Raw genomic sequence first — 21151 nt, 5'->3', positions numbered from 1 at the left:
TACACCCAAGTAACCTCAAGGTGCATGGATATTAAAAAAAGAAAGCTTCTAAAGCAATTTATTCAGCTGTTCACCAAATAACGCTTTGCGCCAACTTGTCATTACATCTGGCATATTGGAAGGATTACGATCCTTTTTCCATACCCAAGTGATCAGCTGATTAAGCTGTTTTTTGGAAGCGAGGAATTCTGTCGCCAATCCACTCTTCTGAGACGCTTTCTTTACTTCATCTTTAAGCTGTTTGAACAATTGTTTGTATTCTGGTTTGTCCATCAGCCTTTCAACCACATCAGGGTACTCATCTTCAGGTACCTGCTCGCCTTTTTTTACCATCGCAATAACTGTGTTGCCATGACGACGAATTTCGCGGTGATCAAACCCCTCTTGCTCCATACGCTTCAAGCTCTTGATACCGAATCGCGCTGCCGCCCACAAATTCTGCTCACGGAAAACAAAATTTAATGCGATATCACGCTTAAGTGCTTCCTCTAAGCGCCACTGAGCAAGTATTTTAAGAATAGCCAGTTGATTAGGACGAAGCTGCCAAGCGCCTTTTATGTCTTGATAAGCCTTTTCTGGAATGTGTGTAACCACACGCTTAGAAGCAATGAGATCCGATTCCTGTTGAGCGGCTTCCCACCAGCCCGCCTCGCGGACTGCCGCTTCCAATTTTTCAAACATAGGCAGAAGGTAGTGTACATCTGCTGCTGCGTATTCTAACTGCTTGCTAGTAAGCGGTCTTGCTAGCCAGTCTGTACGCGCTTCGCTTTTGTCTAGTTCCACGCCCAAGTATTCGTTTACTAACGCTGCAAAGCCAGTGGATAAGCCATGTCCAAGAAACGCAGCCATAATCTGAGTGTCCATCATTGGGACTGGTATTGCTCCAAAAACATGAGCAAATACTTCTAAATCTTCTCCACACGCATGCAGGACTTTTAATACCGAAGTGTCTTTTAAAAGCGCTTCGAATGCATCCATTTCGTCAATAACAGTAGGATCAATCAAAGACAGTGTCGTACCATCGAAGAGTTGAATTAGACCTAACTGAGGGTAGAAGGTGCGAGTTCTAACAAATTCCGTATCCAACATAACGGTGTCAACTTCGCGGGCGGACAGGCAAACCGCTTCCAGTGCTTCTTTTGTATCTACTATCTGATAGTTCACTTGAATCTCTTAATTGTTATTCGTTTTATATTCAGGATGACACCCAAATTACCTTGCAAGCCTAACGTCATTGCTCACGCTAACTTTAGTAAGGATGATTTAAAAATTAATAAGCATAAAAAATGCCGGCAGTTGCCGACACTTTAACATTCCGAGATAAGTTATGCTGGTCTTTCAACCAGTTTTACAGCATAAAACCGCGCATTTATGCAGTCTCAGCCTTATTATTTTCTTCACGAAGCGCACGCCTTAGGATTTTGCCCACGTTCGTTTTGGGCAAATCGTCCCTGAATTCGATAATCTTAGGGATTTTATAGCCGGTAAGATGTTCGCGACAATGGCTGATCAATTCGTCTTTCGTTAAGCTCGGATCTCGCTTAACAACGCAGATCTTCACCACTTCACCAGAAACTTCATGTGGTTCACCAATAGCAGCAACTTCAAGTACTTTTCCGTGTAACGAGACCACATCTTCAATCTCATTTGGATACACGTTAAAACCAGAAACCAGAATCATGTCTTTCTTGCGATCAACGATATGAAGGAAGCCTTCCTCATCAAACTTCACGATATCGCCTGTCGATAGCCAGCCTTCATGGTCAATCACTTCTTTAGTAGCTTCAGGTCGCTGCCAGTAGCCCTGCATAACTTGCGGGCCTCGAACTTGAAGCTCGCCAACCTGATCATTTGGCAATACGTTGCCTTCATCATCAATAATTCGTACATCGGTAGAAGGAACAGGTAAACCGATCGCACCGTTATATTCCGTTGAATCATGAGGGTTAGCGGCAACTAATGGTGCACATTCTGTTAAACCGTACCCTTCCAGCAGGAATCCACCCGTAATGTCTTTCCATTTATCGGCCACTGCACGCTGAACAGCCATTCCACCACCGACGGCAATACTCATCCGGCTGAAATCCAACTCTTTAAAATCTTCATTGTTCACTAAAGCATTGAATAACGTATTCACGCCCGTAATAGCGGTAAACGGGTATTTTTGAAGTTCTTTTACGAAGCCGGGAATATCACGTGGATTCGTGATCATTAGATTTCTTCCACCCAGCTCAATGAACAGTAGGCAGTTCACGGTAAGCGCAAAAATATGGTAAAGCGGCAGTGCGGTTACAACTAACTCACGACCTTCACTTAACACAGGACCATAAGCCCCTTTCGCTTGCATGACATTTGCGAGCATATTGCGATGAGTCAGTACCGCGCCTTTTGCTACGCCTGTTGTGCCACCCGTGTATTGCAAAAAGGCAATATCATCACCAGACATAAATGGCTTCACATATTGCTCTCGGCGACCTTTTCGAATCGCTTTACGGAATGAAATGGCATTGGGCAAATCGTACTTCGGTACCATGCCTTTCACATATTTCACCACAAAATCGACCAATGTCCCTTTCGCGCGAGGAAGCATCTGCCCAAGGCTGGTTAAAATAACGTGTTTGATTGGCGTGTTATCAACGACTTGTTCTAACGTATTCGCAAAGTTAGAGACAATCACAATGGCTTTCGCACCGGAATCATTTAGCTGATGTTCAAGTTCACGCGGGGTATATAGCGGGTTAACATTCACGGCAATTAAGCCCGCTCGTAAAATACCGAATAAGGCTATCGGGTATTGCAGTAAGTTAGGCATCATGATCGCTACACGATCGCCTTTCTTCAATTTCAGTTCATTTTGTAAATAAGCGGCGAATGCGCGACTGCGTTCCTCTAATTTTCGGAACGTCATGACTGACCCCATGTTCATGAAGGCAGGCTGGTCGGCAAACTTATGTACCGATTGCTCAAACATTTCCACTAGCGATGGGTAGTTGTCTGGGTCAATGGTTTCAGGTACATCACTTGGGTAACGTGTTAGCCAAACTTTATCCACAAATAAACTCCTCAAATTCGACTGGCTGATGGTTGTAGCCGAGTTATTACAGCACAGTCATTCGTGTTGTGACACGAAATAATCAAACACTTGTTTAAATTTTGTTAACCAAATCCATAATCAGCGCGCTGACCTTTTCTGGATGCTCTAGATGACAGTGGTGCCCTCCGGGGATAGACACCCATTTTTCAGAGGGTTGCGATCCTTCCTCGTCTTTTTCCCTATTCTTTAGTAAATAGGGGGCTTTCAAAGACGCAAAACCACTTTCACCCAAAATGATCAAATGCGGGCATTCAATATTATTGATAATGTCGTTTCGCTGCTGTTCGCTCATTCTGTACAAAGAATCACATTTAAGCTTTTCATCATGTCGCCAATACCATTGCCCGTTTTTTTGCTCTAAAGCACGGTAGGTCATCGGTCTAATAAGCGCTTGCGCTACTAGAGTATTAATTGAACGAATGCGGACAGCATCTTCCGGATCGGATAAACCTTTCGGTTTCTTTTCGCGATATCTATACCGGCTTAATACACCAGTACGAAGCCGTTGTGTTGAATTTTCAGAAGATTCAGAAAGCGGACCGTACCCCTCAATTTCAACCAAAGCTGTCACCTTTTCAGGAAACGCGGCACTATAGCAACTTGTAATCAATGCACCAAGAGAATGCCCAACCAAAATGGTTTCTTTTGCTGAGAAATTCTGCAAAACACCATGAAGATCGTCTATATAGTCGTGAAACGGATAAAAATTGTCCGCTCCTTTATCTGTAGACAATCCATGACCAGGCAAATCAATTGCCACTAAATGCAGCGTTGGATCAATCCGGTTTAGTGCTTTCATCACTCCGGTAAAGCTTTCCGAATTATCCATCCAGCCATGAACAAAAACGACCGTCTTAGCGGCCGTTTTTGCTTCACCTAATTCTAGCGAGGCAATCGTAGAATGACTGCCTAACACATATTGATGAGATTTCATTATTTCACTTCTTGAATCACTTTAGCTCGGCTAGAGCCCATTCGGCTTGACCGACAATTGATGCCATAACAAGGGTAAAGATAAGAATCAAAGTCGTGGACAATCACAGATTCTTCAACGCGCCACAAATGCATGCCATACGCATTCATAACAGGGAATGTATAGTCAAACTCCCCGACCTTACCTTGCTCTGTAGGCTGAGACTTTCCAACAACGGTAACCAACCGACCTTCAGCATAAGTCACAGGATCGACAAAGCCATCAATGTAAGCAACAAAGCGACCATTTGCGTCAGTACTTATATCGGGTTTTCCTGTTTTACTGATAGGAAGGTTGACTATTTCAACACGAGATTTATCGGCTAGATTGGTGACTGTGGCGATCATACCGCCTAGGCGAACATCGGCGGTGCCTTTATGAGCTGCGAAAATTGGGTAATCCGTAATAACCTCTTCAGATTGGGCGGTAAGTTGCTCGGGTAAGCTTGAGCAGGCAGAAAGTAGAAATACGGAAAGAATAAATAGACAACGGCGAACCAACATAACATGCTCCGTTAATGAGAACTGATATCAACTATATCAAACTGTTACACCCAAGTAACGTCAATTAGCTATTCGAAGATAAGAACCTACGACCAAGCCAAAGTGAGTATTATTGGGGAAAATCAGATATAAATATCGACTCCAAGAAGCTGCGCAAGTTCCTCCTTTTTCGCTTGATTCATGACCCCCATGTATTCTTCCATCGCCTTGCGAGTACGTCCTTCAGGCAAGTCATATTCTATCTGGGCGCGGTGTATCTCCGACTCATCAACATGCCTGATGGTTTGAGCAACGGCATTCGCCACCTTAGTCGGTTGACTGACGGGTTGTTTTCCCTGTTCTTTCTTTACCTTAGACTGCTTTTGCGTCTTATTGGTATTAGGGACAACAACTGGAGGTAATCCATTAATGGAAGCCATAGATGTCCTTTTTAGGGTCCGTTGACCAGAGCCTTACAACCTTTTGGTTATGAGGCTCTCTCATTTATTCCTTACCTGGTAGTTTCTTCCAAGTAACGTTGTCTCTTAGGTATACTGGGCTGGAATCTTCCACCGCCACTGTATTGCCTTTTGCAAATTCGAACTGTGCTAATACCACCATGTCTTGCGCGTCTGGGTACAGCACATCGCTACCTTCTGTATCTAGAGGCAAAGACTCTAGCCCTTCAGAATACGCACCCCAACCGGTTCCAGCTTGAGTCCAAACGTTTTCATCCTGCTGTAAGTTTTCCGCTAATACCGCTGGAGGTACGACACATTCAGGTTCTTGCTTCAACCATTCGCCGTTTTCTTGACGCACATAGCGCCCCCAGTAAACTTCGCTCATTCGGGCATCAATTGCACTGGCAACATGGTTTTTACCATGCAGGCGGTAACACGCTTGCGCCATGGCTTCCATAGTGGATACACCAATCATAGGCAAATCCGCACCAAATGCTAAACCTTGTGCAATACCGATGCCAATTCGAACACCGGTGAAGCTTCCCGGTCCACGGCCAAATGCCAAGGCATCCAAATCTTGCAGAGTAATATTGGCTTCTTTGAGTACTTCATCGACCATTGGTAGCACTTTCTTAGTGTGGTCTCGCGGGGCGACTTCACTTCGTGCGTACAATTTTCCATCCACAATCAATGCAACAGAACAGTTTTCTGTCGCGGTGTCTAAAGCTAGGATTTTCGCGCTCATTTACGCCTCAGTTATTCATTTATCTATTTGGGGTTTTAGTTGAAACCTATCCAACCTGAGTCAAAACACTTCTTTTCATTCAGAAGATGCCTCTTGGCTCAAAAATTGGTTAACGACATCTAAATCCCGTGTTCTTGGTATTGGTGGCAAACTTTGCAAAAAGACTGCCCCATAATCACGTGTGACCAGTCGGTTGTCACAGATGATCAGTGCACCTTGGTCTTTTTTATCTCGAATCAGACGCCCGACTCCCTGTTTAAGGGTAATCACTGCATCGGGTATTTGAACCTGATTGAATGGTTCTCCCCCACTCAATCGACAATCTTCAATACGTGCTTTGAGCAAGGGATCATCAGGTGCAGTAAAAGGAAGTTTGTCAATAATAACACAGCTCAATGCGTCACCTCTAACGTCGATCCCTTCCCAAAAAGCTCCCGTTGCCACCAGCAAGGCGTTGCCCAGCTCTAAATATTCAGCCAATAATTTTTGCTTGGTTGTTTCACCTTGCATCAGTACAGGTATCGAGAGCTGCTCACGAAATCGCTCTGCTAAGTCGCGCATCATACTGTGAGAGGTACAAAGAAAAAAGCATCGTCCACCGTTCTTCTCTATTACAGGTCCCAGCATTCTCGCTAAACTTTCAGACATCCCGGGGCTGTTTGGTTCCGGAAGATATCGGGGAACACACAGCCGCGCTTGTTGTTGATAATCGAATGGGCTTGGGAGCGAGAACTGCTGTGGCGGCTCTAAACCTAAGCGATGGGTAAAGTGGCTAAAGTCATCTTGCACCGCTAATGTGGCTGAAGTGAATATCCACGCCCCCTGCTTCATCTCCACTTGCTCACGGAATTTCTCGGCGACAGACAAAGGGGTAATGTGCAATGAAAAGTGACGAGGAGTACATTCAAACCAATACGAGTAGCCAGTAATATCGACTTCGCATACCCGATCGATTCGTGCTTTGATTGCGTTCGCTCGCTCAAAAGCCGCATCCAGCAGTTCGCTTCGCCCTAACGCAACTTTTAGCACCTCAATGGCGAGTTCCAACACATCAAGCAAACGTGTGATCTCACGCTCTATTGACGGCGACTTCATCGCCTCTCGCCAATTTCCGCGAAAACTTGGATCTCCTAAAACAAGCCTCATTTCCATCGCAGACTGAACCAGACGATCGGCCACTTTCTGCAACTGGCGCATGTCTTTGGCTTCAGTTCGGTATCCAATTTCTATGTCTTTAGACAATTCCTGAATTTGACGGCTGGAAATAGATGAACCGAAATATTGGCTCGCAATGTCTGGGATTTGGTGCGCTTCATCAAATACAAACACATCTGCTTCGGGAATTAACTCACCAAAACCCGTTTCTTTTATCGCGAGGTCGGCGAGAAATAAATGGTGGTTCACAACAACGACATCGGAGTCCATGGCTTTCTTTCGCGCTTTAAGCACAAAACAGTCTTGATAACTTGGGCACTCTTTGCCTAAGCAATTATCGTTCGTCGATGTAATGTCGGGGATAATTGGGCTATCTTCTGCGATATCATCACATTCTCCCAAGTCACCACTTTTAGTCTCAGAAGACCAACTGCGAACTTTCACCAATTGGGTCAAAAGCGTTGAATCCGCTTCTACGCTGTGGCTTTCAACCATTTGCCGACTCAATCTATCCAAACATAGGTAATTGGATCGACCTTTTAGCAGTGCGACACTGCCATAATAACCAAGGGCATCGACCATTAAGGGTAAGTCACGATGAAAAAGCTGTTCTTGAAGGTTTTTTGAACCAGTGCTGATGATGGTTTTCTTGCCACTGAGTAGTGCAGGCACCAAATAGGCAAAGGTTTTACCCGTACCCGTTCCAGCTTCGACCACCAGCTGAGATTGGTCTTTGATCGACTTTTCGACGGCACGAGCCATATCCAGCTGGGCTTGTCGGGGCTGAAACCCTTTAATGGCTTTGCCTAACGCACCACTAGCGGAAAAGGTTTTATCGATCATAGGCTCTTAAGGTCTGTTGACCTAGGAATGAAAACAAAGAAGGAATTATACTCAAACAACCCCAAGATGCGACTCCAGAAAGAGAAGTTTTCGTCGGAGATGAGCAAGTAAAACAAAGACGCAAACTCGAAATGAAATTTGCGCCTTCAAGACGTAACGTTACTGAGTTATTAAACTTTTATCACTTTCGCTGTAAGTATCGCTCCAACCAAGCAGGACCTTGGAAAGTGTCATCAGAAAGCAGAGCGTGTGCCGCTTCAGATGGTGTTGCTTTTTCTTCCCAGAGTTGGTTAAGAAGATCTTCATCTATATCATTATCGCCAACAAGGGTTGTCACTCGTTCTACATATAATCGACGGGCCAACAGCTCTTTATCCATAGCAAATACCTCTCTGATATGCAGGAGTAAAATTCAACGAGTTTCACAGCAGACTCCTGAACGTGCTTATTTTGTTGAAACCACCGCCATAATAGATTAATTATAGACAACATATTGAGGCTCACACCGCGATTTCTTTTTTATAAAGCCCACTCTCGTCTCAAAATGGTATACCCAAGTGGCCTCAAGATGCAGGATTCAGAGCAGCATATTCTGGTCCAATTCAAGGAAAAGAACGCAGCGTAATGACTGGTCCTTTCCAAGTTCTTTGACGATGAAGTGGTACAGAATATGTGCTCCCAAGGGCGAGTTTAATTGGCTTTCATGCTGCGTTACCGACTCTTGATTTAGGCTTCTAGATCTTCAAGCCGGTGCCTGACCTGAAAGCCAATTAATTCTCGCTGAACCAAGCATCTTGAGGTCACTTGGGTATATATTCGAAATTCAAAAAAAATATTACAGGAAGTAACCCAAAAAATGGAACGAAAAACGCTACTTACGCACTGCAACGACGCTCCCGGACTGATCTCAAAAATCACTAATATTTGCTATAAGCATCAGCTCAATATTATTCATAACAATGAATATGTTGATAATTCTAGCGGTCATTTTTTCATGCGAACGGAGCTCGAAGGTTACTTTAATGACGAAACGCTATTACTGGATTTGGATCAGGCGCTCCCTGAAGGTGCAAAAAGAAGGCTTATCGGGTCAGATCGGAAGAAAGTAGTGATTCTGGTTACTAAAGAAGCGCACTGTCTTGGTGACATTCTGATGAAAAACTACGATGGCAGCTTAAATATCGATATTGCTGCGGTTGTTGGTAACTATGACACTCTTCAGAATTTGACGGAAAAGTTCGACATTCCATACCACCATGTTTCTCACGTCGATTTAACTCGTGAAGAACATGAGCAAAAGATGCTGGAAGTGATCGATAGCTACGAAGCAGATTACCTAATTCTTGCCAAGTATATGCGCGTTCTTACGCCAGATTTTGTTGAAAAATACCACCACAAAATCATCAATATCCACCATAGCTTTTTGCCTGCCTTTATCGGCGCAAAGCCTTATCAACAAGCGTTTGATCGTGGTGTTAAGATCATTGGGGCTACAGCTCACTTCGTGACGAACGATTTAGATGAAGGACCAATCATCAAGCAAGATGTGATTCCGGTCGATCACAATTTCAGTGCCTCTGATATGGCACAAGCAGGTCGGGACGTCGAGAAAAACGTACTTAGCAAAGCGATCAACAAAGTAGTCAATGATCACGTGTTCGTTTATGGCAATAAGACCGTGATTTTGTAAGGCGACCGAAAACTCAATTACCTAGGGTCTGTTGATCTTTCGAGATGATTTTTGCAGCAATTTGTGGGTGATTTATACAAGGCAGAGCTTTTTCGGTGTAGTCGCTCTACATCAATAAGCGATAACGCAGTAGAAATAAGCCACAAATGCTGCCCAAAGGGTTCGCTTCTATGCCTTTTACTCTTTGTTACAAGGTATTTGCTTAGAATAACTAGGCGTCACACCTTGCGCCGCGATTAAAAGGCATAGAACTCGAACAAAATTTAACCGCGAAAGATCAACAGACCCTAATAACAAACGAAATAAAAAACGGTGAGCATTCTCTCACCGTTTTTTATTGCTAACAGAATACCTTTATTTCCGACAGGCACTAACCTTGTTCAGATGCAACAACATCTTTTAAAGAGTGCGGATGAAGCTTGATGCAAACTCCCTGATATTTGAATGCTACCGTTGGGTTTGGCAACCTTTCACCTTCTCCCTTCGGACTGGACACTTTTACTTTGATACCTAGTTCGTCGAAGTTAGCGGATTTTTCTTGGAATTTCGGAAAAGTCGAGTTTAAAAAAGCCAAATAATCATTTGCCGTTTTTGCCTCAGATGGAATCACAAACTCCACGTGCTCCCATGATTCAACCGGGTAGCTTTTCCCTTCTGCTGGATAAGGCAATTCTAAGCACTCCAGAGACCAACCGTTTGCCATAAGTGGTTGAGTAAATTCCAATACAATAATGGGTCGACCATTAATTTGAGCACTGGAGATCTCGTCTCCCCATTCCAACCATTTTTTGTGCGCGAATGTTGCCGCCTCTACATCGTTGACTCTTAAGGCAATATGATCTGCTTGATAACCCGACAAATCTATTCCAATGAGCTCAGAAAGGGTTTGAATTCTTGCCATAAAATCGGGCAGCTGAAGAAGCATATTTTCAGGTAGAAGATCGGAGTGTGACGTCACTTTCGACATGGTGTTCTCACTAAAAGTCTGATTTTCTCGCCATACTAGCAAGATCGAGCTGAAAAGTAGTAAAAATCGCTTTTTTCTGACTACTAGACAATGAAGAAAGTTGATATGATTAACGCCATTTTGTGAACTAGAACAAGTATCCATTCCCCCACTTTAAATACAGCGGGAATGCATCAAAACAATTCTTAGAATTGAAGGAAGCTCGTGTGAATATCCAAGCACTTATTAACGACAAAGTATCTCAGGCTCTAGAAGCCGCTGGCGCACCCGCAGGAAGCCCTGCTGCCGTTCGCCAATCTGCAAAGGCACAGTTTGGCGACTACCAAGCAAACGGTGTTATGGGTGTAGCTAAAAAGCTAGGCACTAACCCTAGAGAATTTGCGCAAAAAGTGTTGGATGTTTTAGACCTAGACGGTATCGCAAGCAAAACTGAAATTGCTGGTCCTGGTTTCATCAACATCTTCCTAAGCGAAGCGTTTTTGGCAAAGCAAGCGGATGCTGCGTTAGCTGATGAGCGCTTGGGTGTTGCAAAAGACGAACAAAAAACCATCGTTACCGATTACTCTGCACCAAACGTTGCAAAAGAAATGGCGGTTCACCACATTCGTTCAACGGTAATTGGCGACGCAGTGACTCGTACGCTTGAATTCCTAGGGCACAAAGTGGTTCGCGCCAATCACATCGGTGACTGGGGAACGCAATTCGGTATGCTTATCGCCAACCTAGAGCGTGTTCAAAAAGAATCGGGCGAAGTGTCGATGGAACTTTCCGATCTGGAAGCCTTCTACCGTGAATCGAAAAAGCTATACGATGAAGATGAAGCCTTCGCAGAAAAAGCACGTAACTACGTTGTTAAGCTGCAAAGTGGTGATGAGTACTGCGCAGAAATGTGGAAAAAGCTTGTCGACATCACTATGGTTCAAAACCAACGCAACTACGACCGTTTAAATGTATCGCTATCACTGAACGATGTGATGGGCGAAAGCATGTACAACAACATGTTGCCAGAAATTGTCGCTGACCTTAAAGAAAAAGGGTTGGCGCAAGAAGATGATGGCGCTCAAGTTGTATTCCTAGAAGAATACAAAAATAAAGATGGCGAACCTATGGGCGTTATCGTTCAAAAGCGCGATGGCGGCTTCCTATACACCACCACAGATATTGCCTGTGCGAAATATCGCTACGAAAAACTGGGCGCAGATCGCGTACTTTACTTTATCGATTCACGTCAGCATCAGCACCTTATGCAAGCTTGGACGATTGTTCGTAAAGCGGGTTATATCCCTGAAAACGTCTCACTTGAGCACCACGCATTCGGCATGATGCTGGGTAAAGATGGACGCCCGTTCAAAACTCGTGCTGGCGGGTCTGTGAAACTCACCGATCTACTGGACGAAGCAGAACAGCGCGCTGAAAAGCTCATCGAATCCAAAAACCCAGGGTTAGACCCAGAAGAGAAAACCAAGATCGCCAATACAGTTGCCATGGCAGCAGTGAAATACGCTGACTTGTCCAAGCACCGCACGACAGACTACGTGTTTGATTGGGACAACATGTTGGCATTTGAAGGCAACACAGCACCTTACATGCAATACGCCTACACTCGTGTCGCGTCTGTATTCGCAAAAGCAGGTGTGTCGATGGATTCGCTTCAAGGCGAAATCAAAGTGACCGAAGAAAAAGAGAAAGCATTGATTGCTAAGTTGCTTCAGTTTGAAGAAGCCGTTCAATCTGTTGCTCGCGAAGGTCAGCCTCACATCATGTGTAGCTACTTATTTGAATTAGCGGGTCAATTCTCTAGCTTCTATGAAGCGTGCCCTATCCTTGTGGCTGAAGATGAAGCTGTGAAGCAAAGCCGCTTGAAACTGGCTGCACTAACAGCGAAAACCATCAAGCAAGGCTTATCGCTTCTGGGAATCGAAACGTTAGAGCGTATGTAAGCGAACCAGTAACTTACGAATATAAAAAGAAAAGCCTCGCAATCGCGAGGCTTTTTAATATCTATAAACCAAATCAAAACTGAATCAGCTTACAAAGAATTTAATATAACTCCGTTCCATCTGGACGAGTGCGGAGTAAGTTTAAAATCCACATGTATTGCTCAGGGCGGTCACGCAAAAGTTCTTCTAACGCATGGTTCATCATTCTGGCATCTTGCTCTTCGTCACCCGTTGGGAAGTTTTCCAACGCTGGTAGAATGAAAAGCTCGAACTTTCCTTTTTCAGCATTGTACGCTGGAATCATCGGCACAACCTTAGCGCGGCTCAGTTTAGCCAGCTTACCAAACCCCTTCAATGTTGCTTTTTCCGTACCAAAAAAAGGAACAAAAACGGAATTGTCGGCACCGTGATCTTCATCGGGTAAGTAGTAGGCCATGTAGCCTTCTTTAATAGAACGTAAATACGGTTTTATGCCTGAATCACGAGGCACAATTCGACCTCCGTAGCGCATACGTTGTACATTCATGAGCCAGTCGCCAATCGGGTTTTTTTGCGGTCGAATCATAATGACCACATCATGCCCGTAGGAAGAGAAATACATTCCAGTGTAGTCAATTGCCCAGCAATGAGGGACTAGCGCGATTATCTTTTCACCATTCTCTAATCTAGGGAAAAGATGCTCTCCTCCAAACACTTCGCCACGACTCTGATTGTATTTTTTGCTCCGCACTGTCAATTCTGCGTACCCAAGAAAAAACTGCGCTGCGACTTCATACATTTTTTCAAGCAATTGCTGTCTTTCATCGGCAGATTTTTCAGGATAGCAGAGCTCTATATTTTTTTTAGCTCGGCGCAGTGCACCTGAATTGCGTTTTGAAAAGAAACGAGACAACCAAGCTGCAAATTTATCGCGTGGACGATGTGGTACAAAAGCGAGCAATAAGGCAAATCCAATACCTATCCACGTTGGCCAGTATTTCGGATGCAAAAACGACCATTGAAACTTGGGATCATATAACTGTTTTTCGATGTTATTGCTCATTCGACCATTAAATCTATCTTAGGATTAGGCGCGATATGATATAACAAAGGCAATTCAAAACAAACGACAGATAACTATGGCTTTTTCACTGCACCCTCAACTAGACAAAGACACCAGTTACCTTGGCGACTTTCCATTATGTCGCGTCCTTTTACATAAAGATGCCACGGTGCCTTGGATCATTCTTGTTCCAAGATTCGATAATTTAACCGAGTTGCATCATTTACCTATGCCTAAGCAGCAGCAATACCTTGTTGAATCTCAATTGGTTTGCGAGGCGATTGAAGCGCTATTCACCCCAGATAAACTCAATACCGGTGCGCTTGGAAATATGGTGCCACAATTGCATCTTCACCACATTGCTCGATATAAACATGATTCTGTTTGGCCAAAGCCAGTGTGGGGAAATACTTCTGGTGAGTTTAGAGATGAGAAGTCGCAGTTAGATATGATAAACCTGATACAAAACTATCTTTCAAAGTCAGACATTTTTTCTACCGCTTCAGAATAAACACTGCGTCAAAAGAAAAGGAGCATACCGAAAAATCCTTGGTTAACGGTATCGCCCCTTTCTTTTAGCAAACAATAAAATTGTTACGGTTAATGCCTGTTATCCGATAATGACGTTCATGGCAATTTGTTCCGGTCGAGAGATCCAACAATAGCTAGCGGTGTGATCACCTTTCGCAGATATCTTCGTTACTTTGCCTTTTTTCATCCAAAACGTCAGCATGGCATCAACACCGTCTTCACTCATGTGAAAATGCCGAGCGAGTTTCGACTGACTTACCGTACCATTTTGGGACATGTATTCACTTATCTCCGTCAAAATCATACGCTCACCATCTCTGTATTCGTGTGCTGTTCATCCCCTGCGCGCTTTAAAAGTAGGTAAGTGAATACGAATATTGAAATGACCAATGCAATCCAAAGTGTACTGCTCATCGGGTGATGGGAAAAATGCGTGATCTGATAAAAGAGCGTTGCTCCTCCGTAGGCAAGCAACATGGTCCACGCAGCAATAAAGCGCGCAAACTTATGACCAAATTCTCGAACATAAGCACCCATTGCCGCCACGCAAGGGGTATACAGCAAAATGAAAATCAAATAGGCAAAAGCCGCATTTCCAGTAACGAAATACTCTTTTAGGTTACCGAATATGGAGCTGTCCACTTCTTGCTCTTCGGCAACGGCTTGTGCATCGGTAAGATCACCGACCTCAATACCCAGCGGATCGCTAAAACTAAGACCTAACAAGTTTTCTGGGATTGTCATTACCGCCTCGTCCAAACTCCCCCATAGATCAAACTCGCTTGGTTCTTCTTCCGATGGTGACGAATACAGGTTGTTTAATGTCCCGACTACCGCCTCTTTAGCGAATATTCCTGTGATGATCCCAACGGTAGCTGGCCAATTTTCTTCACTTACACCAATAGGCTTAAAAATAGGCGTAACGATTTGAGCTGCACTCGACAATACCGATTGTTCACTGTCTTCATTTCCAAATGTGCCGTCTGTTCCTAGTGAGTTGAAAAAACTCAAAATGGTGACAACGATGACAATCGTCTTGCCCGCGCCCAAAACAAAACGTTTCAGCTTTTGCCATGTTTTCAAAACAACATTCTGCAAGGTAGGGAATTCATAACTCGGCATTTCCATAACAAAATGCTCACTTGAGCCAGAATATAGTGTGCGCTTTAGGATAAGGCCGGTTCCTACAGCGGCAAGTATTCCCAGTAAATACAATGCAAATACAATGTTTTGACCAGATTCTGGGAAAAATGCTGCTGCGAACAAGGCGTAAACAGGTAACCTTGCGCCACAAGACATAAATGGCGCCATCGCTGCTGCAAGTTTTCTCTCCCTTTCTTGGTCGAGTGTTCTCGTTGCCATAACAGATGGGACATTGCATCCAAAACCTAGGACTAGAGGAACAAATGCTTTCCCTGGTAAGCCAATTTTCTGCATGACTTTATCAAGAACAAATGCTGCTCTCGCCATATAACCAGAGCTTTCAAGTAAAGATAGGAAAAGATAAAGGCAAGCGATGACGGGAATAAAGGTCGCAACCGTTTGAATACCTCCACCGACGCCATCCGCCAATAACGTCACTAACCAAACAGGAAGGTGTTCATCCAGTAGATAATGACCGCCGTCGACCAAAACAGTGCCAACACCGATATCAAAAAAATCGATAAATGCACTGCCGATATTGATAGAGAACATAAACATTAAATACATAATGAGGAAAAAGAATGGAATACCAATCCAACGATTGAGCACGAGGTTATCTATAGTTTCGGTCGTGCTATGGCTCACCTTTCCAGACTCTTTCCTAACACGCTTACAAATGTCATGTAAAAACGAGTATTTAACATTAGCCACTTGTAAGTCGATGTCACACTGAATGGCATCCACTGAGTGTGTTAATTTCTTGCGTTGTTCTTCAGTGAGGCTATTTACGATCAGAGGGTCATTTCCCAATGCGCGAATGGCTTTGGCTCGTGATCCACGCTCCGTTGACCACAGAGGAAGTAAAGCGTCGATTTCTTGCTCAACATCCTGACTGTACTCTAAAGAAAAGCGCTCTTCTGGAATCCCTTTCACTAAGGTTTTGTGCAAATCTTCTTTGAAGCTTTGAACTTGTTGTCGGTTGTTAGACGAAAGCGCATAAACAGGGCACCCAAGTCCCTCTTCCAGCCTCTTTATATCTAATGTTTGTCGCTTGCGAGTAAGTGCATCCATTTTATTGACCACCACGATCATGGGTCTACCCAGCTCTCGCAGTTGCAATGTCATATACAAGCTTCTTTCGAGGCAAGTTGCGTCGACAACATTAATGATAAGATCCGTAGGATGCGTCAAAGCAGCTCTAGAGGCTATCGATTCGTCTATGCTGTTTGCATCATGAGCACTATCTAGCGCATAGATTCCTGGTAGATCAGTCAGTGAAAAGTCGTCACCAGAATGCGTAAAATGCCCAGTCTTTTTCTCAACCGTAACACCCGCCCAGTTGCCTACCTGCTGTTTCGCTCCAGTAAGAGCATTGAATAAGGTGGTTTTTCCGCAATTGGGGTTACCAACGGTTAGGATGTCATATTGCATTAGATGGACTCCACTTCAATTTGACGTGCGAGACTATCTCTAATAGCAATAACAACCCCTCTAATTTCTACCTGAAGTGGGTCCCCCATCGGAGCTTTTCTAACCAGTTTTATATGGGTTTTGGGCAACATACCCATAACCATCAATTTTTTATTGAGTTCTTGGCTCAATTCGCCCAAACCTGCAATCGTCGCAGTGCCGCCAATATTCATATCGGAAAGCTTCATCAGTGTAACCTCGACATCATTCTGAATGAGAAACATTATTATTTTTATAAGTAACTATAATTGAACGATGTAACAAAGTGTTGCGCTCAATCAATGTTACCGTTTTTACTGTTTCCACCCATAAAACAACGTCAAAAACGTCACTTTACACTCCGTCAATATCGTTAAAAAAACCAAAACTTTGATTAATAGTTAAGCACCCCAACAACCTATATGAAGATTTCACTACTGAGACTAAAAATAAATACCCTTAATTTACAATCACTTAAACCATGATTAGATAGGTTGTCGGATTTCTTATGTAAATGTGTCGTTAATTCAATAAAGAAATTAAGTGGAGCGAGGCTATAGTTACTCCATCGAAAGGCACTGCCTTAGATAAGAATTCCAGAGGTGATATAGCTTAGCTATATCACTCCGGCAGCAAGCGAAGGTGTCATTGACACCCGTGGTATAGTCCCCCCGGCTATACCACGATATTTTTTTTCTTCCTTTTTCAATTCCCCTAAAAACATCAGCAATCAAATTACTGCATTCTCGCGACTTTACTTTTGCTTTACCTATAGTAGCCATTCTTTATCTCATTTATATTTCAGTTAGTTATACCCGAATAACCTCAAAGTGCTTGGTTCAGCGACTTCTCTACCAAAGAATAGGGATTGGGCTAGACATAGGTAACAGAGCTCCCCCCTTTGAAGCCAATACAACGCTTGCAGAGCATGATGAGCGTAATAGATACCCCTTTTATTCAGCAAACACAGAAGCCCTTTGTAACGTTAAGTGAGAGTAGATAGACGCAAGAATAGAAACGGATGCAATTTGAATGCAAATGAAATAATGCCCTAATAGATAGCTTTTTCAGTGTGTTAAAAGGTTCGAAGGTCTAATTTTAAAAGGCGGAGGAGCACACCATCAAACACCTTGATTAGCTTCAATAAATTTGGAGGGTGAAATACCGTAATGGTGTTTAAATCGCTGACTGAAATAGGAAGGGTCATTAAAGCCTGTCTCATGAGCAACGTCAGATACTTTTTCGCCGCCGATTAGCCGCTGACAGGCTTTCTCTAATCGAATTTCGTTAAGGTACTCTTTAAATGTCTTTCCTGTTTGAGATTTAAACTTACGCTGCAAACTTCGCTCCGATGTATAAATCATTTTCGCCATCGGTGCTGTACCAAAGTCGGGGTCGTGATAGTGAGTATCCACTATCTCAAAGACTCTTGATAACCATTGCTCTTCTTCAGTAAGCGGAACTTGTTCTTCCGAAACAACTATTTCTTCTTTAGTTGACGCGTTAAATCTTCTTCCAATGGGTATGTCGAGCTCTTCCACCGGCGCATTCGACCAAAAGGCGTCAATGATGTTAGCGTTGTTCTCTTTTTTCCTAAAGAAACACTCACCGCCACCATATTCAACGTATCGACGTAAGCCCTGTAAGCTTGTATCGGTTAACGCACTCCACTCTTCGCCACTGTACTTGTGATTAAAGGAGTTGTAACCCAACACTTCCTGCTGAGAAATTGGATTGCCCGTATCTTGAATTCTGAACCCACATTGCTCATCTTGGTTAACTACAACCAATTCAATTTGATCGCCTCGCCTACTTCTTCTCGAAACGTTTGCCAACATTCCGTGGAGTACATAGTCTAAATTAAATTGTTCCACATAAACTGAAATTGCAGCTGGAGAATGATACACGTTGAGTTGAACACCTTGTTTCGCCAATTCTTGCTCCCAATGCGCAACCACTGCGTCACACACTGAATTAAGGTCATGGCTTGCTCTGGTCTCTCCCTGAGATTTAACACTGAGATCAACGATCTGTTGCAAAAGGTAAAACGCTTTCTTGAATTGGCCAGGTTCAGCTCCAGACTGGCATATATCTTCAAAAACAACTTTCGTCTTACCGGCAAGGCTATCAATGTAAGTTTGGCGAATATTAATCTGCCTTTTCAAAAGCTTATTACTGTTTACCAACATATCACTTTGGTGTTTTAGCTGACTTGTTCTCAGTTCAACTTTATCTCTCAGCGCTTTGTTAATTCGACGTATTTGACGTGAACGCCACAATACAATTAACCCTGCAAAGACAATTAAACATAAAATGACGTAGGCGATAAACCAACCGGACATGTACCAAGGCGTTGAAATAATGAAAGAAAAACTGGAGCCTTCAACTTCAAGCTCAGACTGTGAAGATGTGCGAACTTCAAGCTCGTATTCACCAGGTAATAGATAATCAAAGGTTAATTGCGAGCCTTGAAGAGATATCCAGTTTTCATTCCGGCTTCCTAAAAGCCGATATTCCAAGCTCCAAACATCAAAATCAGGTAATACACCTACAACGAATGAAAGGTTTTTCCCGTGTGGAACTTGGTATTGCTTGCTGCTATCAGGCGCAAATTCGAAAGGCTTTCTGTCCAAAAGGACCTGACCAAATTTAACTCGACTCAGAGGCAATTGTGTCGCTTTCAGCGCCTTTTCTGATGTCATTATAATTCCGAGTTTGGAACCAAATATTAGGTGGTCACCATTGGGAGCAACCGAACATACATCTGGTAAAAATTCATTATTTATCAATCCAAAAGGGGCCCCATAATGATGAAGAAGTTGCCCTTCATTGGAATAAAAACTGAGCCCCTTGGATGTAGACAACCACATACCATTCGCCGTGGAAACACTGCACAGCGGTTTAATATCCGCTTCAAACAACGGTACAATTCGCTGAACAAGAGTCTCAGGGTTATAAAGACTTAATCCTCTGTTGCTGATTCGCCATGTTTTACCACCAACAGTTTCAGACATATCGACAGTTCTCGCCAGTAATGTTTCACCACTTCGTTCAAACTGTAGGCGCCCATTGGCATAGTAATAAAGACCATGGTCTGTCCCTATCCAAACGGTTCCAGTAGAAGACGTATAAAGGTGAGTGATTTGTGTTGGGAAGTATTGTTTGGCTACCCAATCAAATCCAAAATTCTCCGTTACTTTGCTGTCGGGTTGGTAGCGAATCAGACCTTCTGCCGTCGCCACCCAAAGCATGCCGCTTTTATCAATAGTGACTCGATTAATCACTCTTTGATTTAGTTGGCTAGGTAGCATCTCGTTTTCAAGCGCTAGCGTCTCTAGATTGAACTTTCTTAACCCATCGGACATTGCCAACCACAAGAATTTTCCTTGTTGCACCAAATCATTCACACATCCCTCAAGCAACCGCTTGGGGTAATGCATATTCTTCGGGTTTAGAAGATAAAATCCTTGATCGGTTCCGATCCAATGCGCTCCGTCCGAAGATGTGAATACTTGCTTAATATTACCCAATCCTAAATGTTGGGAAGAAGTACCAAAACGCACGCGTTCAAACAATCGGCTGTAAAGAGAGTAATAATTTATCCCTTTGTTCGTCGCCACCCAAACGCCACCTTGCCCGTCATTGTATAAGTCGTACACATGATCACCGGGCAGTGCATAATCATCTTGATAGTTAGATGAAATATGGTCAGTTTCACCGGTAAGGAAGTGGTAAATGTATATCCCATTTTCAGTACCTAACCAGTAAGACGTATCCGTTTCTTCAATCGCCAATACGTGAGAACTACCAATCACTTTAAAAGTTCGCGATTCATTATCAATGGTAATGATTCTAGCGCCTTGAAGAGAGCCAACGATGAGCTCCCTGCGTTTTTGAGAAAAGTGGAGAGACTCAATATGGTGCCTTCCAGACGCGCGGATATGATAGAACTTCTTACCTTGATTAAAGTAAACGCCAGAGGTCGTTCCCAAAATCCATCGGTCAGAAACATATTTCGCGTCATTGACTATCACTCGCTTCTGACTATTACTTTGGTAAACAAATGAAAGGGGATACTCATTCACTGAGTTATCATCCAAATCTAATGTGTAGAAGTTTTCGGCGGTTGCAGCCCATACAAATTTATTACTCACGCCAAGCTTCAGTATTCGGCGATTAGCAGGAAGAGAAGTAACGAGTTCTTGTGGGAAGTTAGGCTTAAACCGGAATATTTTATTGTTTTCTGAGAACCAGAAATACTGCCGACTGTAGGCGACCTGAGAGAGCTTGCGCTCAAAGACACTGCCAGATCGGGGAAGAATATGCTGACCGTCAAAAAACCTCAGCTGCCCATGAATATCATGAATCCAAAGCCCACCATCTGGACCCGATATCAGATTTTTTGCGGTAAGAGACTGCCCTTGCATCTGAAATGGCAAGGGGTAGAAAATGGAATTGCTCTCGTGAGCTCGTAAGCTTTGACTAACGACAAGCAATATTAATATGAGTACGGATCGCGTAATCAAATCCTTCCCTTTCTCTAAGCCGGAAAACCGCCATCACCAATTTGAGATACTGGTAATTTTGAGTAACTTGATACGTTATACGAATTATGATGAATAAAAAAGGTGCAGCT

Annotated in this window: 17 protein-coding genes; 3 read left to right on the top strand and 14 right to left on the bottom strand. The window is 43.5% G+C overall.

Annotated elements, in window-relative coordinates:
• Positions 1-48: 48 nt before the first annotated feature.
• From rnd to LDO37_RS05000, 8 genes are all read right to left on the bottom strand, one after another.
• A complete protein-coding gene (rnd, locus tag LDO37_RS05035) occupies positions 49-1164 on the bottom strand; it encodes a ribonuclease D (RefSeq protein ID WP_126608963.1) in 1116 nt (371 codons plus the stop codon).
• A 205-nt stretch (positions 1165-1369) separates the two neighbouring features.
• Positions 1370-3052, bottom strand: coding sequence for a long-chain-fatty-acid--CoA ligase FadD (gene fadD / locus LDO37_RS05030; protein ID WP_101113550.1), 1683 nt, complete (start codon positions 3050-3052; stop codon positions 1370-1372).
• A gap of 94 nt (positions 3053-3146) precedes the next feature.
• Positions 3147-4028, bottom strand: a complete 882-nt coding sequence (locus LDO37_RS05025) for an alpha/beta fold hydrolase (protein ID WP_126608964.1) — start codon at positions 4026-4028, stop codon at positions 3147-3149.
• Positions 4028-4570: a Slp family lipoprotein gene (locus LDO37_RS05020; RefSeq protein ID WP_126608965.1), complete on the bottom strand. Its 543-nt coding sequence runs from the start codon at positions 4568-4570 to the stop codon at positions 4028-4030. The genes LDO37_RS05025 and LDO37_RS05020 overlap by 1 nt, the downstream gene beginning before the upstream one ends.
• A gap of 122 nt (positions 4571-4692) precedes the next feature.
• Positions 4693-4989, bottom strand: coding sequence for a chromosome partitioning protein ParA (locus LDO37_RS05015; RefSeq protein WP_101113547.1), 297 nt, complete (start codon positions 4987-4989; stop codon positions 4693-4695).
• 64 nt (positions 4990-5053) lie between these two features.
• Positions 5054-5755, bottom strand: a complete 702-nt coding sequence (tsaB, locus tag LDO37_RS05010) for a tRNA (adenosine(37)-N6)-threonylcarbamoyltransferase complex dimerization subunit type 1 TsaB (protein WP_126608966.1) — start codon at positions 5753-5755, stop codon at positions 5054-5056.
• Between the two features lie 75 nt (positions 5756-5830).
• Complete coding sequence (locus tag LDO37_RS05005) at positions 5831-7753, bottom strand: ATP-dependent DNA helicase (protein ID WP_126608967.1); 1923 nt, start codon at positions 7751-7753, stop codon at positions 5831-5833.
• Between the two features lie 181 nt (positions 7754-7934).
• Entirely contained in the window at positions 7935-8132 is a 198-nt protein-coding gene (locus tag LDO37_RS05000; protein WP_101113544.1) for a hypothetical protein, read from the bottom strand.
• A gap of 477 nt (positions 8133-8609) precedes the next feature.
• Here LDO37_RS05000 and purU point away from each other — a divergent pair, with 477 nt between their 5' ends.
• The gene (gene purU, locus LDO37_RS04995) at positions 8610-9443 is read left to right on the top strand and encodes a formyltetrahydrofolate deformylase (protein ID WP_126608968.1); all 834 of its coding nucleotides are present in this window, start codon (positions 8610-8612) and stop codon (positions 9441-9443) included.
• A gap of 370 nt (positions 9444-9813) precedes the next feature.
• Here the strand turns inward: purU and LDO37_RS04990 are convergent, their stop codons facing one another.
• A complete protein-coding gene (locus LDO37_RS04990) occupies positions 9814-10410 on the bottom strand; it encodes a VOC family protein (RefSeq protein WP_126608969.1) in 597 nt (198 codons plus the stop codon).
• A gap of 206 nt (positions 10411-10616) precedes the next feature.
• Between LDO37_RS04990 and argS the strand changes: the two genes are divergently transcribed.
• Positions 10617-12350, top strand: a complete 1734-nt coding sequence (gene argS / locus LDO37_RS04985) for an arginine--tRNA ligase (RefSeq protein WP_126608970.1) — start codon at positions 10617-10619, stop codon at positions 12348-12350.
• A gap of 100 nt (positions 12351-12450) precedes the next feature.
• Here argS and lpxM read toward each other — a convergent pair whose 3' ends face one another.
• Entirely contained in the window at positions 12451-13392 is a 942-nt protein-coding gene (lpxM, locus tag LDO37_RS04980; protein ID WP_126608971.1) for a lauroyl-Kdo(2)-lipid IV(A) myristoyltransferase, read from the bottom strand.
• A gap of 76 nt (positions 13393-13468) precedes the next feature.
• Between lpxM and LDO37_RS04975 the strand changes: the two genes are divergently transcribed.
• Positions 13469-13903 carry an HIT domain-containing protein gene (locus LDO37_RS04975; RefSeq protein WP_126608972.1) on the top strand — a complete coding sequence of 145 codons (435 nt, stop codon included), beginning with the start codon at positions 13469-13471 and terminating at the stop codon, positions 13901-13903.
• A gap of 99 nt (positions 13904-14002) precedes the next feature.
• Here the strand turns inward: LDO37_RS04975 and LDO37_RS04970 are convergent, their stop codons facing one another.
• The 4 genes from LDO37_RS04970 to LDO37_RS04955 all read right to left on the bottom strand — a co-directional run bounded on the left by LDO37_RS04970 (position 14003) and on the right by LDO37_RS04955 (position 21041).
• Entirely contained in the window at positions 14003-14227 is a 225-nt protein-coding gene (locus LDO37_RS04970; protein ID WP_101113538.1) for a FeoC-like transcriptional regulator, read from the bottom strand.
• On the bottom strand, positions 14224-16497 hold the full coding sequence (gene feoB, locus LDO37_RS04965; protein ID WP_126608973.1) for a Fe(2+) transporter permease subunit FeoB: 2274 nt from the start codon (positions 16495-16497) through the stop codon (positions 14224-14226). The genes LDO37_RS04970 and feoB overlap by 4 nt, the downstream gene beginning before the upstream one ends.
• Entirely contained in the window at positions 16497-16724 is a 228-nt protein-coding gene (locus LDO37_RS04960; protein ID WP_126608974.1) for a FeoA family protein, read from the bottom strand. Before LDO37_RS04960 ends, feoB begins: the two co-directional genes overlap by 1 nt.
• Before the next feature lie 912 nt (positions 16725-17636).
• Positions 17637-21041, bottom strand: coding sequence for an AraC family transcriptional regulator (locus tag LDO37_RS04955; protein ID WP_126610203.1), 3405 nt, complete (start codon positions 21039-21041; stop codon positions 17637-17639).
• Positions 21042-21151 lie beyond the last annotated feature (110 nt).

The sequence above is a fragment of the Vibrio penaeicida genome (genome assembly GCF_019977755.1).
GTDB lineage: Bacteria > Pseudomonadota > Gammaproteobacteria > Enterobacterales > Vibrionaceae > Vibrio > Vibrio penaeicida.
The sequence above is the reverse complement of the archived record's forward strand: the minus strand, read 5'-3'. Positions and strand labels throughout refer to the sequence as shown.